The sequence below is a fragment of the Brevibacterium sp. SIMBA_078 genome (genome assembly GCF_046534565.1).
Taxonomy (GTDB): Bacteria; Actinomycetota; Actinomycetes; order Actinomycetales; family Brevibacteriaceae; genus Brevibacterium.
Genome location: NZ_JAWRYQ010000001.1, coordinates 1632724 through 1648052, shown reverse-complemented (window position 1 = coordinate 1648052; position 15329 = coordinate 1632724). Strand labels below are relative to the sequence as shown.

12 protein-coding genes are annotated in these 15329 nt (G+C 65.7%); 5 read left to right on the top strand and 7 right to left on the bottom strand.

Annotated elements, in window-relative coordinates; all coding sequences use genetic code 11:
* Nucleotides 1-176 precede the first annotated feature (176 nt).
* Nucleotides 177-2036 carry a dihydroxy-acid dehydratase gene (ilvD, locus tag SB749_RS07260; protein WP_410709742.1) on the bottom strand — a complete coding sequence of 620 codons (1860 nt, stop codon included), beginning with the start codon at nucleotides 2034-2036 and terminating at the stop codon, nucleotides 177-179.
* 74 nt (nucleotides 2037-2110) lie between these two features.
* Between ilvD and SB749_RS07255 the strand changes: the two genes are divergently transcribed.
* Nucleotides 2111-2899 carry a helix-turn-helix transcriptional regulator gene (locus SB749_RS07255; protein ID WP_410709741.1) on the top strand — a complete coding sequence of 263 codons (789 nt, stop codon included), beginning with the start codon at nucleotides 2111-2113 and terminating at the stop codon, nucleotides 2897-2899.
* Nucleotides 2900-2961: 62 nt separating this feature from the next.
* Here SB749_RS07255 and SB749_RS07250 read toward each other — a convergent pair whose 3' ends face one another.
* Nucleotides 2962-3936 carry a sigma-70 family RNA polymerase sigma factor gene (locus SB749_RS07250; RefSeq protein ID WP_410709740.1) on the bottom strand — a complete coding sequence of 325 codons (975 nt, stop codon included), beginning with the start codon at nucleotides 3934-3936 and terminating at the stop codon, nucleotides 2962-2964.
* 106 nt (nucleotides 3937-4042) lie between these two features.
* On the opposite strand from SB749_RS07250, the gene SB749_RS07245 reads away from it, so the two are divergent.
* The gene (locus SB749_RS07245) at nucleotides 4043-5362 is read left to right on the top strand and encodes an FAD-binding oxidoreductase (RefSeq protein WP_410709739.1); all 1320 of its coding nucleotides are present in this window, start codon (nucleotides 4043-4045) and stop codon (nucleotides 5360-5362) included.
* A 178-nt stretch (nucleotides 5363-5540) separates the two neighbouring features.
* Here SB749_RS07245 and hchA read toward each other — a convergent pair whose 3' ends face one another.
* Both hchA and SB749_RS07235 read right to left on the bottom strand, forming a co-directional pair.
* On the bottom strand, nucleotides 5541-6407 hold the full coding sequence (gene hchA / locus SB749_RS07240) for a glyoxalase III HchA (RefSeq protein WP_410709738.1): 867 nt from the start codon (nucleotides 6405-6407) through the stop codon (nucleotides 5541-5543).
* Nucleotides 6408-6622: 215 nt separating this feature from the next.
* Entirely contained in the window at nucleotides 6623-8380 is a 1758-nt protein-coding gene (locus SB749_RS07235) for an FAD-binding protein (protein WP_410709737.1), read from the bottom strand.
* A gap of 103 nt (nucleotides 8381-8483) precedes the next feature.
* Here SB749_RS07235 and SB749_RS07230 point away from each other — a divergent pair, with 103 nt between their 5' ends.
* On the top strand, nucleotides 8484-9437 hold the full coding sequence (locus SB749_RS07230) for a LysR family transcriptional regulator (protein WP_410709736.1): 954 nt from the start codon (nucleotides 8484-8486) through the stop codon (nucleotides 9435-9437).
* A 10-nt stretch (nucleotides 9438-9447) separates the two neighbouring features.
* Here SB749_RS07230 and SB749_RS07225 read toward each other — a convergent pair whose 3' ends face one another.
* Nucleotides 9448-10434 (bottom strand): LLM class flavin-dependent oxidoreductase, encoded by a 987-nt coding sequence (locus SB749_RS07225; RefSeq protein ID WP_410709735.1) that lies wholly within the window; start codon nucleotides 10432-10434, stop codon nucleotides 9448-9450.
* 208 nt (nucleotides 10435-10642) lie between these two features.
* On the opposite strand from SB749_RS07225, the gene SB749_RS07220 reads away from it, so the two are divergent.
* Complete coding sequence (locus tag SB749_RS07220; protein WP_410709734.1) at nucleotides 10643-11812, top strand: PQQ-dependent sugar dehydrogenase; 1170 nt, start codon at nucleotides 10643-10645, stop codon at nucleotides 11810-11812.
* A gap of 235 nt (nucleotides 11813-12047) precedes the next feature.
* Here the strand turns inward: SB749_RS07220 and SB749_RS07215 are convergent, their stop codons facing one another.
* Together SB749_RS07215 and SB749_RS07210 are read right to left on the bottom strand one after the other, a co-directional pair.
* Nucleotides 12048-12695, bottom strand: coding sequence for a copper resistance protein CopC (locus tag SB749_RS07215; RefSeq protein ID WP_410709733.1), 648 nt, complete (start codon nucleotides 12693-12695; stop codon nucleotides 12048-12050).
* Between the two features lie 65 nt (nucleotides 12696-12760).
* Complete coding sequence (locus tag SB749_RS07210; RefSeq protein WP_410709732.1) at nucleotides 12761-13276, bottom strand: low molecular weight protein-tyrosine-phosphatase; 516 nt, start codon at nucleotides 13274-13276, stop codon at nucleotides 12761-12763.
* A 53-nt stretch (nucleotides 13277-13329) separates the two neighbouring features.
* On the opposite strand from SB749_RS07210, the gene SB749_RS07205 reads away from it, so the two are divergent.
* Complete coding sequence (locus SB749_RS07205) at nucleotides 13330-15300, top strand: M13 family metallopeptidase (RefSeq protein ID WP_410709731.1); 1971 nt, start codon at nucleotides 13330-13332, stop codon at nucleotides 15298-15300.
* Nucleotides 15301-15329: the final 29 nt, after the last annotated feature.

Genomic DNA, 15329 nt, shown 5'->3' with positions numbered 1-15329 from the left:
AAGCGTCTGCCTGCGCATTATTGAATTGTTCTGAGGTGCGAAGTGTGATGTCCCAGCCGGGACTTCGATAGTCGTCCATGGTCCTTCCGACAGTGATCAAGTGGGCGGCCAGTCTCAATTATCCTGGCCCCGGCTGGCAGAATGCTGAGCACGGACGGGCGGTTACCGACGAATAGTCAGACCGCCTCGGGAACCTTCCTCACCGCTCCCTTGTCTGCGGACTGAGCGAAGGCGGCATAGGCGCGCAGCGCGGTCGAGACTGTGCGTTTGCGCTGACGAGGACGGTAGGTCCCCTCCGCCTCGAGGCGGGACCGACGGCGGTCGAGTTCAGCCTCGGCGACCTCGAGGCTGATCGACCTGCGGGGGATATCGATGCCGATGATGTCGCCGTCTTCGACGAGTGCGATCGTGCCGCCCGCTGCCGCTTCGGGCGAGATATGACCGATCGACAGCCCCGAGGTCCCACCGGAGAAACGTCCATCGGTGATGAGCGCGCACGACTTCCCCAGGCCCAGGCCCTTGAGGTACGAGGTCGGGTAGAGCATTTCCTGCATGCCGGGTCCGCCCCGCGGTCCCTCGTAGCGGATGACGACGACGTCGCCTTCCTTGATCTGTCTGCTGAGGATCTTCTCCACCGCTTCCTCCTGTGACTCGCAGACCACGGCGGGCCCGGAGAAGACGTGGATGGATTCGTCGACGCCGGCGGTCTTGACCACGGCACCGTCGACGGCGATGTTCCCGCGCAGCACGCCGAGACCGCCGTCTGCCGAATATGGGTGGTCGATGTCGTGGATGCAGCCGCTGACGGCGTCGAGGTCGAGACTGTTCCACCGGGCCGACTGCGAAAATGCCGTCGAGGAGCGCTTCCCTCCGGGGCTGGCATGCCAGAGTTCCTCAGCGGCAGATGCAGCCTTGCCACCGCGGACGTCCCATTCGTCGAGCCACGCGGACAGGGACGGAGCATGGACAGAGTGGACCTCCTCGTTGAGCAGACCCGCACGGCGCAGCTCCCCCAGAAGAGCGGGGATCCCACCGGCACGGTGCACGTCCTCCATGTAGAAGGTGCGGTCCCCGGCCACGTTCGGGGCGACCTTCGCCAGACACGGCACCCGGCGTGACAGGTCGTCGATATCGTCGAGGTCGAAGTCGACCCCTGCCTCATGGGCGGCGGCGAGCAGGTGGAGGATCGTGTTCGTCGACCCGCCCATCGCCAGGTCGAGAGCCATGGCGTTGCCGAAGGCCGCCGAGGTGGCGATCGCGCAGGGGCGCACCGAATCGTCATCGTCCTCGTAGAGGCGACGTGCGAGATCGACGACGAGGCTGCCCGCCCTTTCGTAGAGGGCCCTTCGCACGGTGTGCGTAGCGAGCACCGAACCGTTGCCGGGCAGGGAGAGTCCGATCGCCTCGGTGAGGCAGTTCATCGAGTTCGCCGTGAACATGCCCGAACACGATCCGCAGGTCGGGCACGCCGCCTCCTCGATGCGGAGCACATCGGCATCGGAGGTCGCCTCGTTGACGGCCTCGGACATCGCATCGACGAGGTCGAGCGAGCGGACAGTGCCGTCGGCCAAGGTGGTCCGCCCGGCCTCCATCGGTCCGCCGGAGACGAACACCGTGGGAATATCGAGGCGCAGCGCGGCCATGAGCATGCCGGGCGTGATCTTGTCGCAGTTGGAGATGCAGACGAGGGCGTCAGCGCAATGAGCGTTGGCCATGTACTCGACGGAATCGGCGATGAGGTCGCGTGAGGGCAGTGAGTAGAGCATGCCGCCGTGCCCCATGGCGATGCCGTCGTCGACGGCGATGGTGTTGAATTCTCGGGGAATGCCGCCGCCGGCGGTCACTGCCTCGGAGACGATCCGCCCGACCGGGGCGAGGTGAGTGTGCCCGGGGACGAATTCGGTGAAGGAGTTCGCCACGGCGATGATCGGTTTGCGGCCGAGGTCGGCACCGGAGACTCCGGCTGCGCGGAAGAGGGCGCGGGCTCCGGCCATATTGCGGCCGTGGGTGACTGTGCGAGAACGATAGGTCGGCATGGAATCTATCCCAGCGCGGTAGTGGCTTCGGCGGAAGCTACCATCGGTACCAGTACTGTGAGTACTATCAATCCATGATTCGACCCCGCACACCACAACGTGAGCAGCTCGGTGAATTCCTCACCATCAGGCGCAGGGAACGGCAGCGTTCGGCGGCCGGTCTGCCGCCGAATTCCAGGCGCGGTGACAGCGGACTCAGCCGCGAGGAGGTCGCCACCCTCGCAGGGGTGAGCAGCACCTGGTACACGTGGCTCGAACAGGGCCGGGACACCAATGTCTCCAGGCAGGTGCTCACCGCTGTGGCCCGGGTCCTCGACCTCAGCGCCGCCGAGACCGACTATGTCCTCGGACTCGTCGAACGGGTCGTGGCTGCTCGGGACGATGAGCCTGCTGAGGTCTCGGAGTCGCTGCAGCGTCTGCTCGATGCGCTCGATTTCCCAGCATTCGCTGTCGCCCCGGACTGGACGATCGCCGGCTGGAATGCGGCCTACGAATGGCTGTATCCGGCGATCACGTCGATTCCGAAGCCCGACCGGAATCTCATCTGGCTCATCTACACCGATCCCACTCTGCGCAGGATGCTTCCCGACTGGGAGGCAGAGAGCCGTCACTTCCTGGCCGAGTTCCGCGTCGAGTCCGGAGTGCGCTTGAGTACACCGGGGCACCGTGCGCTCATCGAGAGGCTGAGTCAGGCGAGTGAGGACTTCCGCGAGCAATGGGCCGAGCAGACGGTGGAGCGCTTCGCGAGCAGGCTGCGCGTCTTCGACCACCACGCGCAGGGCATCGTCGAGTTCGAGCACCACCGGCTCATTCCCTCCGAGGACTCCCGCCTGCACGTCGTTATGTACGTCCCTACTACCTGACGGCGGCCCAGCAACCTCGCGCGAGGTTGCTGGGCCGCCGTCAGGTAGTAATTAAGCGGTGTTCAGCGGGTGATGGGAAGGTTCCCGAGGATGTTCTCGTCGGCGATGACGTCGACGGACGCGACTCGGCCGTCGGCGAAGTGGAACAGATAGAGTGCCCGAGCGACACCGTCGGAGATATAGGCGGCCGCGGGGACACCATCGATGCAGACCAGTTCGGTGGCCTTCGCTCGCCCGTTGAACACCCGGGCCACAGCATCACGGCCGACGACCTCGGGGCGGATGAGTGGGGCACCGAATTCGGCACCAGCCTCGGCGAGGCTCACGGCAGCGGGGTCGCTGCGCACTTCGATCTCCGGGTCGAGCAGCTGGAGGAGGCCGCCGAAGTCTCCTCCGCGAGCCGCTTCGAGGAAGGACGTGATGGCGGTTTCCTGCCGGTGTCGGACCTCCTCCGCATCCACTTTGCGCAGGCGTGCGCGGGCCCGGGATGCGAGCTGACGAGCAGCGACCGGGCTGCGGTCGACGATCGGGGCGATGTCGTCATAGGACAGGGCGAAGATGTCATGAAGCACCAACGCCAGTCGTTCCAAGGGACCGAGAGTGTCGAGGATGACGTGCAGCGCCACCGTGAGATCGTCTCGGAGCAGGGCGCTGTCCTCCGGTCGATCGGTGCGGACGCCGCTTCCTCCCCCACCACCTCCGGGAGTGCCGGCCGTGCCGGGTGCTTCGCCCGTCGAGTCATGGTCCGGGACTGCGTCGTCGTCCGATGCTTCCCAGTGCAGATCCTCACGCCTTGCGGCATCACGGCGAAGGGCGTCGATGCAGACTCGCGAGATGACCGTCGTCAGCCACGCCTCGAGGTTGTCGATGGCCGAGATATCGGCTCGCTGCAAACGGATCCACGCCTCCTGCACGGCATCGTCGGCGGCCCACGGGGAACCGAGGGTGCGGTGAGCGATGGCGAACATCTTCGGTCGATGCGAGGAGAACTGGTCGGCCACCTCGGCGAGGGTCTGCGGTGATGTCTCCGATGGCATTGGGATCCTGACGACGACGGCTTGTCACGTTTTCGGGCAGAGCTGCGACTCATCATTGAGTCCGGCACACGTCGGCCCGATCACCAACACCAGCCAAGGAGTCATCATGACTGTTCTGCCGTTCACCATTCTTGACGAGCTTCGCGCCACTGTCCAGGGGCGCACCTGGTTTCCCGACGACTCGGAATTCGACGAGGTCCACCGCCCGTGGAACCGGGCTGTCGACCAGAACGTCCTCGCCGTCGTCGAAGCCGCCGACGTCACCGACGTCGTCACCCTCGTGAACTGGGCCTGCGAAAGAGGCCTGTCGATCGCTACCCAGCCGACCGGACACGGAGCGACCGGGGGGGCCGACGACACGATCTTGTTGCGTACGACCCGCCTCGACCGCATCGACGTCGGCCCGGCACAGCGCACGGCGACGATCGGCGCGGGTGTGAAGTCCGGCGAACTGCAGAGAGCGGCGGCAGAACACGGGCTGACCGGACTGCCGGGCAGCTCCCCGGTGGTAACCGTCGCCGGAGTCGCCCTGGGCGGTGGCCTGAGCTGGTTCGGCCGATCCTTCGGGTGGGTCGGCGACAGCATCCACGCATTCGACATCGTCGACTCTGACGGCCGCGCCCGCCGCGTCTCCGCGACCGAGGACCCGGACCTGTTCTGGGCGCTGCGCGGAGGCGGAAGCGAGCTCGTCATCGTCATCGGTCTTGAGGTCGGGCTGCAGGCCGCCCCTGACGTCTTCGGCGGACGTGTGCTCTGGGCCGGTGACCACATCAGGCAGGTCGCCGAGGTGTTCCGGACAATGACTCACACCGCTCCCGATGCGCTGACCCTGTGGTTGGAACTTCTGCATTTCCCGGGCTCGGAGCCGATGGTCGCCATCGACTCGACGTACCTCGGCGACGAGGAGGAAGCGCGTGAGCTCATGCGCCCGCTCGAGGCCCTGCCGACGCCGCTGTCGGATTCCCGGGCGCCGATGAGCGTCGCCGAGCTGGGTGCGATCACGGCCGAACCGACCGATCCCGGAGTCGGCAGCTCACGCGCCGAGCTGCTCACGTCCCTTGACGATGACACCCTGGACACGCTCCTCGATTCGCCCATCGACCCGCTTCTGTCGGTGCAGGTCAGGCACCTCGGCGGCGCGTTGGCGCAGCCGACCGACAACCCGCACGGCGCCCTGGACGAGCCGTACAGCGTCTATATGTTCGGTCTTCCCGTCACCGAGGCGGCCGCGGAGTCGATCGAGCAGAAGCAGGCCGATCTGGCGCGGGCATTGCCTGCCAGTGGACGCAAACCCGTCACGTTCCTCAATCCACACGAGGGCCTCGCCGACGCTTTGCCCGCAGAGTCCCTGGCACGCCTGCGCCAACTCAAAGAAGAGCGTGACCCGGGTCGGGTCTTCCGCGGCAACTTCAGCATCGCCGACTGACCGCTCTCCCCGCCCGATGCCCTCGAACTACCCGTCGGTGGCCCAGCAACCTCGCGCGAGGTTGCTGGGCCACCGTCGGCCGCGCCTCTGAATCACCGTGACGTCGCTGAATGCGCCCAGAGCAGTACGTACTCAGTGACGTCGCGGTCGTCTGGCAGAACGCTGAACGGCGAAGGTCTCAGCCGCCGAAACTCTCCAAGAGCGCGATCACAGACTCTTTTCCGAGCTGATTCGCCGCGAGCGGACTGTCTCCGGTCAGGAGGTTGCGGTCGCGTGTGGTGGCACCGGTCATCTCATCGTTGATGATCTCGATGCCATCCTTCTTCAACGTCTCGCCGAGAGCCCATGGCATCTCACCAGGCAGATAGCCGATGTCGAGGTTCGCCCCGAAGTCGAGTGCGTCCGGAAACGCGGTGACACGGTAGCCGGCAAAGGGATTCGTGGAGCGACCGAGGCCCGCGGCCAACAACGCCGCCGGACCATGACAGAGGGTGATGATGAGCCTGTCGTTGTCCAGGAAGAAGTCCAGGGCAGCCTGCACGTCCTGGTCGAAGGGGATGACGTTCATGGCACCGTGGCCGCCCGGGATGAAGATCGCGGCGTAGTCGTCGAGGCCGTTCGCGATGACGTCGGAGAGCCTCAGCGGAGCCTTGAATTTCGCCTCGGCGCTCGACCACGCGGAGGCGATGGCCTCGTCCTGCCCGGGGTAGGCCCACCATTCGAATTTTCCGGGTCCGCCGCTGACGGAGGCCACGTCGATCTCGTAGCCAGCCTCGGCCATGTGGTGGAGTGGCAGCAGCGTCTCGACGGGATGGTTGCCGGTGGAGAAGAACGTGCCATTCTTCATGAGCATGTACCGCTCGTCGGTGGCGATCGTGAGGATCTTCCACTTCCCGCCCGTGTATGTCTCCTCGGTGACGGGGCCGTCGAAGTCGGTCCTGCTCGACGTGTACTGGGAGAGCGAGTAGGCGCTCGGGAAGAAGGCGTTGGCCTCCGCCTGATCGGGCACCGGGCTCCGGTCCTGAGATTTGTCGCTGTCAGTCATGTCTTCACCTTTCGCTCGCGTGGCTCACTTGCATGTCGGTGTCGTCGGTGCATCGACTGACCTGTCAGCATACGACACACGGAGAGACGCCGCCAACGACTCGGCCCAACGGGCACAGGAGGATAAGCCGATCGCTGGACCCCACCCCTCCCAGTACTACCTGACGGCGGCCCAGCAACCTCGCGCGAGGTTGCTGGGCCGCCGTCGGGTAGCAATTATTCGACTAGTTTGCCTTCTTGGCTGATTTCACCGGTGTGCATGAGCGCCGCGACATCCGCCGAAACTTCAGGGATCGACTCGCGGACGACACCGGTAGACGGGGACCAGACCAAGTTGACCTGCAGGTCCGGGTCCTGCTCCGGGTAGTCGCTGCGGTTGTGGCAGCCGCGGGTCTCCCGCCGCTCCAAAGCACACTCGAGCGTCGCCCGGGCCGCGAGCACCGAGGACCGCAGATCGAAGGCGTGGGAGAGGTCGGCGAATCCGGCGATGTCCGGGTGGATGCCGACATCAGCCATCCGCGCCTCGATCCCAGCGAGCTTCTCCAGCCCGGCGAGCAGACCGGCCTCGTCACGGACGACTCCGGCGTGCTCGGTCATGAGGTTACGGACCTCGCGTTGCAGGGCCCGCACGTTCTCCGTGCCCTCGGAGGCCAGCAGAGCGGAGATCTCCGCCCGGGCCTCGTCCACCGCGGCGTGCGACCGCACCTGAGCCTCCAACGAATCGGAGTACGCAACGGCTGACCGACCGACGATCCGACCGAAGACGACGAGCTCGATGAGCGAGTTCCCGCCCAACCGGTTCGCCCCGTGCAGACCGGACGACGCCTCACCGATCGCCCACAATCCTTCGACGTCGGTGCTGTGATCGACCGGGTCGACCCACACTCCGCCCATCGAGTAGTGCGCGGTCGGAGCGATCTCGATCGGCGAGGCCGTGATGTCGAGCATCTGGGTTTCCATGAGCGTCTGGAACACCCGCGGCAGCCGGTTCATGATGGTCTCGCGCGGCAGGTGGGAGACGTCGAGCCACACTCCCCCGTTCTCGGTGCCGCGCCCCTCGGCAATCTCCGTGTAGGCGGCGAGCGCCACCCGGTCGCGGGTGGAGAGTTCCATGCGCAGTGGGTCGTAGCGTTCCATGAACCGCTCCCCCAGGCCGTTGCGCAGGATTCCGCCTTCACCGCGGGCCGCTTCGGAGACGAGGGTGCCGGCCGCGTTCTCGGGTTCGATGATGCCCGAGGGGTGGAACTGGACGAGTTCGGCATCGCGCAGTCGGGCGCCGGCTTCGACGGCCAGGCGGAAGGAGTCACCGGTGTTCTCGTCCCGACGTGAGGAGGTGCGTCGCCAGATCCGGTTGTGTCCGCCGGCGGCGAGGATGACGGCGTCGGCGTAGATCCGGTAGCCGGTGCCGTCGATGACGTCGAAGCCATAGGCGCCGAAGATGCGGCCGTCGGCGACGAGCAGTTTCGTGATGTAGACGCGGTCGAGGATCGGGATGTCTAGGGCTTCGGCGCGACGAATGAGGGTGCGCTGGATTTCCAGCCCCGTGTAGTCGCCGGCGAAAGCGGTGCGACGCCAGGTGTGGGCGCCGAAGAAGCGCTGAGAGATCCGACCGTCGTCCTCCTTCGCGAAGTCCATTCCATATCGCTCCAGGTCAGCGATGCCTTCGACTGCTCCCTGGGTGACGATTTCGACGGTGCGGGGGTTGGCGAGGTCATAGGATTCCTTGATCGTGTCGGCCGCGTGCTGCTGCCACGTGTCGTCCGGGTCCATCGTCGCCAGGGCCGCGTTGATGCCGCCGGCGGCCAGCGAGGTGTGTGCGTCCTCCTTCGGCCGTTTGCCGACAGCGAGGACATCGGCGCCGGCTTCGGCGACCTCGATCGCGGCCCGCAGACCCGATCCGCCGGTTCCGATGACCAGCACCGAGGTGGAGATGGAGTGTTCTTTTCGGCGGGATCCGCCCTGTGTGGTGTTCATGAATTCCACTATGGAACCGCCCGTTCCATACGTCCAATGCATTGTTTGAGTCAAGTCGATAGCGATACACTATTGACATGTCTGACCTGCATGGAGACCACTCATGAACCTCGAACAGCTGAGAAGCTTCGCCGAGGTGGCCGCCACCGGCCATTTCACGAAAGCAGCCGCGACGCTCCACTTGGCCCAGCCGTCACTGTCCCGGCAGATCTCGACGTTGGAGAAGGAGCTCGGGACCGAGCTCTTCCACCGCGCGCACGGACGCATCACGCTCACGGACGCCGGCCAGACCCTGTTGCCGACGGCCAAACGCATGCTTGCCGATGCCGAGGCGGTCCGCCGTGACATGGATGAGCTCGCCGGTCTGCGGCGCGGCCGCGTCCGGTTGGGTGCGACCCCGACGTTGTGCGTGAGCCTCGTGGCCGAAGCGATCAGCCGGTTCCACGCCGCTCATCCCGGCGTCGAGCTCGAACTCGTTGAGAAGGGCTCCCGGGAGCTCATCGAGGCCCTGGCCGGCGGCGAACTCGACCTCGCGCTCATCACCCGCACCTTCGATCTCGCCCCGCAGATGCCCAGGCTCAGCCTGCGCGGGATCCTCGCCGAGGATCTCGTCGTCATTGCCGCAGCCGGTTCCGATCTGCTCAGCTCAGACCGTGCGGCGTCCGATCGGATCACCCTCGCCGAGGTGGCCGACCGTCCCCAGGTCCTGTTCCATCACGGCTACGACCTCAGGGAGGCGACCACCGCTGCGTTCGAGTCGGCCGGTCTGACTCCCCGAGTCGTCGTCGAAGGGGTGGAGATGGATGCGGCTCTGCGGTTCGTCGAGCGCGGCCTCGGGGTCGCGATCGTGCCAGCCATGGTCCTTGTCGACCGGCCATTGCTTGACTCGGTCCCACTGGTCGATCCGCGCCTGCCGCGAACGGTCAGCCTCGCCAAGCGCGCGGACGTACGGGCGACGATGGCCGCCTCGGCGATGGAATCGACGATCCTCGCCACCGCACACACGCTCACCGAGGTCGAAACCGGCCTGTCCGATTACGTCCGAGTCCTCGACTGACCGCCGAGCCTCAGAACCAGGCGTCGGCGAGCAGTTTCAGCGACTGGCGCTGCACTTCAGGGTCGTAGGCGTAGGTGACGGTGATGAGCTCATCGGCGCCGGTGCGTTCGACGAATTCGGCCATCTGCGCGGTCGCGGTATCGGGCGAGCCGACGGCGCTGATAGACAGCATCGGGCTGGTCCCGCCCTGCGCATAGATCTCGGCCGGGTCGACCGGGGGCTGCAGATTGCGGCGACGGCCGGTGCGCATGTCATTGAACATCTGCTGCACCGAGGTGAACTGGCGGGCCGCCTCGGCGTCGGTGTCGGCGACCATGACGTTGATCCCGGCCATGACGTAGGGTTCGTCGATCTGCGCGGTGGGCGCGTCGGTGGTGAAGGAATCGCGGTAGGTCTTGATTGCGATGTCGATCTGGTCGGGTGCGAAGTGCGAGGCCAGGGAGAACGGCAGGCCCAGCTGGCCGGCGATCGAGGCGCCGTTCATCGTCGATCCGAGCACCCAGATGGGCACGTTCATCCCCGCCGAGACCGCGGACTTGATCGGCATCGTGTGCGCCTGCCCGGTGTGGGAGAACCAACCCTGCATGTCATAGATGTTCTGCGCGAAGTCCTGCGGTTCGGCCGAGGACCGGGCGAGCGCCTGCGCGGTCATCCCGTCCGTGCCGGGTGCACGGCCGAGGCCCAGGTCGATGCGCGGCCCGTGGATGTTCGCGAGCGTTCCGTACTGTTCGGCCACCATGAGCGGGGCATGATTGGGCAGCATGACACCGCCGGATCCCACCCGGATCTTCTCCGTCACCGAGGCGGCCTGTGAGATGAGCAGGGCCGTGGCGCTGGCGGCCAGGCCCATCGTGTTGTGGTGCTCGGCGAACCACAGGCGCTTATATCCCAGTTCGTCAGCGAGCTTCGCGTTCGTCATCGATTCGGCAATGCCTTCGCGCGCGTCAGCTCCTTCCCGAATGGAGACGAGATCGAGGATGTTCAACGGAACGGACAAGGCGGAAGGCTCCTTCGGTGGGCGTGCAGTGCGAGCGCAGAGGGCGATCGCAGAATTTCAGTCACGTGAGGCAACAGTCCGAGCAGACGGTTCTATTCCTGGGCAGACGATCCCAGTCCGCGGCAAGAGGTTCAGTTCGCAGGCAGCCGGCGGATAGTCTGGTTCAACCGGACTCCCCGACGCAGGACTCCCCGACGAAGGAGAGATCATGAGCGCCCCAGCACAGCACCGAACCGGACGGCTTCTCACCGGAGCCGCAGTGTCCCTGGCCGTCGTCCTCAGCGCCTGCTCCTCCGATTCGGACTCCGGCGAGGCCGACGATCGGGGCGGGGAGGAGTCGGGAACCGCCTCGGCGAGCCGTGGTTCAGGATCTTCCGACGCCGGGTCAGAATCGTCAGCACCTGGCGCAGACTCTCCCGAGGTCGTCGCCACCGGACTCGAATCCCCGTGGTCGATCGCCTTCCACGGGCAGACCATGCTCGTCAGCGAACGCGATTCCGGTCGTATCCTCGAAGTCTCCGCAGGTGGCGACGCTCGCGAGGCCGGTCGGATCGATGATGCCTCAGCCTCGGGTGAGGCCGGCCTCCACGGTCTCGCAGTCGACGATGACCAGCTCTATGCCTTCTTCGCCGCTGGGACGGAGAATCGGATCGTGCGGTTCGACCTCCTCGGCGAGGCCGGGGACCTGTCCCTGGGTGAGGAGGAGACGATCCTCGACGGACTGCCGACCGCGAATTTCCACAACGGCGGGCGGCTGGCTTTCGGGCCCGATGGGATGCTCTATGCCACGCTCGGCGATACGGGCGATCGCGACAGTGCGCAGGAGGAAACCGCGCTGTCGGGGAAGATTCTGCGCATGACGCCCGACGGCGACATACCTGCGGACAACCCGTTCGGCGATTCGCTCGTCTTCAGCATGGGGCACCGGAATCCGCAGGGTATCGGGTGGGATGACGAGGGGACGATGTATGCTTCGGAATTCGGGCAGGACACATGGGACGAGCTCAACGTCATCGAAGCCGGCGGGAATTACGGATGGCCCGAGGTCGAAGGCATCGTCGAGGGTGACGACGGCTCGACCGGCGGGGACGGCGATTTCATCGACCCGGTGCAGCAGTGGTCCCCCGACGAAGCGAGCCCCAGCGGACTGGCCGTCACCGATGACAGCATCCTCATCGCCGGGCTGCGTGGTGAGCGCCTGCACCAGGTGCCGCTCGACGATCTCTCGGCTTCCAACGAACTCTGGACCAGCGAGCATGGGCGACTGCGCGATGTGGTCGAAGCGCCCGACGGTTCGCTGCTCATGCTGACGAACAACACCGACGGTCGCGGAGAACCCGGCCCGGACGACGACCGTCTCCTGCGCTTCACCCCCTGACGGCGGTGTCTCGTTCAATCGCTCTCTTCGCGCCCAGGTCTCGATCAAGCCCACCCGCTTCATTCGCCCCTCGTTCAAGGCGTAGCGCACATTTCGAACGGTGCACCTCGACATAACCGCGCTGCCCCTTGAACGAGATCGCCGCCGACCCGCCTCACGATCCGAATACCCCGAGGCCCCGAACGCTCTTCGCGTTCAGGGCCTCGTGATTGAAGTGCTGTGTGGGAGTCCTCGCTCAGTTGTCCTTGATGCCGGGCAGTCCCTGGGACTTGCGGCGCATGAGCAGAACGACGATGACGATGATGGCCAGGCCGCCGACGGACAGGAGCACGATCATCGGCGTCGACATTCCGGAATCGCTGCCGGTGGACTCGCCGATCTCGCCGCGATCCTCGGTGTCCTTGCCCGGTTCATCGACGACTCCGCCGCCGAGTCCGGCCTTCGTCGACTCTCCGGACGATTCCTTGACGTCACCGCCAGCACCTTCGGCATCCTTGATCGCGAACGAGTAGTCACCGGAGATCGGGTGGCCGTCCTGCGACACCACGCGCCAGGTGACCTTGTAGTCGCCGGGTTTGAGGTCATCGGGCAGAGCGACGCTGAGCTTCTTGCCCTCAACGGTCAGCTCACCTGCGGAGACGTCCTTGCCGTCGACGACGACCTTGACCTCGGAGCCGACTTCCTGGATGTCGCCGGAGAAGTTCATCTCGAGCCACTTGGGCTGCTGATCGAGTTCGGCACCGTCCTCGGGATTCGACGACACCAGCTGATCGTGCGCACTGGCGGCGGGGGCGAATGCAAACACGCTCATCGCGGCCACCAGCAGGGCGGCGAAGCCCAGCCTGAGAGCGGACCAGTTCTGTCGTGTCATGAGACGAGTCATGAGAGTTTCTCCTTCGAGGCGTACCTGCGATGTCGGTCGTGTCAGCAAGCTTGTGCCTACTAGTATCACTGAGTTTTCGCGGCCAGCGCGCGCAGACGATCCGTGATTCCCGGCACGGACACTTCAATTGTCTCAAGAGTTTCTTCGAAATCCTTGAATTCGCCGTACCAGGGATCCTCGACATCCGGTGCCGGAGCACCGGCACCCTCGACCCCGGCAACCCGCGGGTCGAACTCGCGCAGCATCCGCAGCTCCGGGGCCGCCTCGGCGGGAAGGCCTGCGATCATCCGCTCCAGGGCACGATAGTGGCGGGCGGTCATCGCCACCGCCAGGTCGCGTTCGGCCAACCATTCGGGCGTGATCTGCCGGGCGACGTGATCGTCGGTGCGGTAGCCGGCGGCGCCGAGCACACGCGCCTGACGTGGGTCGATGGGATTGCCGGCCTCCTCGTCGCTGATCCCGGCGGAGTCGACGACCGCCTCGGCGCCGGTATCAGCCAGGTGATGTAAGAGCACACGTTCGGCGGTGACGGACCGGCAGATGTTGCCGGTGCACACGAAGACGACGGATGCCAGACTCATACTCTCCTCCTCGGGCAGGGCGTGCGGGGCTCTGATCACGATACTGTGGGGCCATGACTTCTGAAACCTCACTGACCTCGATCAGGCCTCAGGACGACCTGTACCAGCACATCAACGGCGAGTGGATCGACTCGTTCACGATCCCCGATGACCGTGCCGGCGACGGAGCCATGCGTGAGCTCTTCGACACCGCCGAGACCAAGGTCCGCGACATCATCACCTCCGTGTCCGACGCCCCGCAGGAGCCCGGCTCCGAAGGGCAGAAGGTCGCCGACCTGTTCACCTCGTTCATGGACGTCGATCGCATCAACGAACTCGGAGTCGCCCCGCTGACCTCGACATTCGCCGCCATCGACGCCGCCGAGGACAAGTCAGAGCTCGCCGCCCTGCTCGCCCGGTTGGAGACCGAAGGCATCGGCGGAGTGCTCGGCGGATACGTCACCGCCGATGCGAAGGACTCCGACGTCTACGCCCTCTACCTCGTCCAGGCAGGCATCTCCCTGCCCGACGAGGACTACTACTTCAACGACGATCACGCCGAGGTGCGCGCCAAGTTCCTCGCGCACGTGCAGAAGATCGCAGCCCTGGCCGGCCTCGGTGAGAAGTCCGGGATCACCGACGCCGAGGTGGCCGCCAAGGTGATGACGTTCGAGACCGAACTCGCCCGCCACCACTGGGACCGCGTGGCCTGCCGTGATGCGGAGAAGACGTACAACAAGTATTCGATCTCCGAGCTGCGCGACCTCGGGCCCGAGTTCGACTTCGACTCCTACCTGGGCATCCTCACCGCCGATGCGTCCGATCTGAAGTACCTCGTGGTCTCCCAGCCCTCGTTCGTCACGGGTATGGCGAAGGTGTGGGCGGAGACTGACATCGAGACCATCAAGACGTGGCTGCGCTTCGTCGTCGTCTCCGACACCGCCTCGCTGCTGTCGGATGAGTTCGTCGAGGAGAACTTCGACTTCAACTCCCGCACTCTCTCGGGCACCCCTGCCCTGCGAGAGCGCTGGAAGCGCGGGGTCAGTCTCGTCGAGGGCTACCTCGGTGAGGCCGTGGGCAAGCTCTACGTCGCATCCGAATTCCCGCCGTCGTCCAAGGACGCGATCGACCACCTCGTGGGCATGCTCATCAAGGCCTACGACAAGTCGATCCGAGAACTCGACTGGATGAGCGAGGAGACGAAGGAACGCGCCCTGGTCAAGCTTTCGAAGTTCACCCCGAAGGTCGGCTATCCGGAGGTGTGGCGGGAGTACCCGGCCGCGATCGACTCCTCCGACCTTGTGGGCAACGTGCGTCGCTGCTCGCAGGCCGAACACGTGCGGCAGGTGAAGCGGATCGGCGGACCCATCGATCGCACGGAATGGCTGATGACCCCGCAGACGGTCAACGCCTACTACCACCCGGTGATGAACGAGATCGTCTTCCCTGCAGCGATCCTCCAGCCGCCGTTCTTCGACGCCTCCGGTGAGGTGGCCGCGAACTTCGGAGCGATCGGCGCGGTCATCGGCCACGAGATCGGCCACGGCTTCGACGATCAGGGATCGCGTTATGACGGTGACGGCAACCTCGTCGACTGGTGGACCGAATCGGATCGGACCCTGTTCGAGGAGCGCACGAATGCGCTCATCGCCCAGTACGAAGAGCTGGTCCCGGCCGGTCTCGAACCGAATCAGCACGTCAACGGGGCGCTGACGGTCGGTGAGAACATCGGTGACCTCGGTGGTCTGTCGATCGGGTGGAAGGCGCTCGAACTCGAGCTCGGCGAACGGGCGGGAACACCAGGCGTGCCGGTGGCGCCGACGGCAGAGCAGGCGAAGGCGTTCTTCGAGGCGTGGGCGAAGGCATGGCGGTCGAAGATGCGCACCGAGGAGCGTGTGCGCAGGCTCTCGATCGACCCGCATTCGCCGGAAGAGTTCCGCTGCAACCAGGTCGTGAAGAACATGACCGCCTTCCACGACACCTACGGCGTGGCAGAGGGCGACGGCATGTACTTGGCTCCCGAATCCCGAGTCACCATCTGGTAATTGCTACCTGACGGCGGCCCAGCAACCTC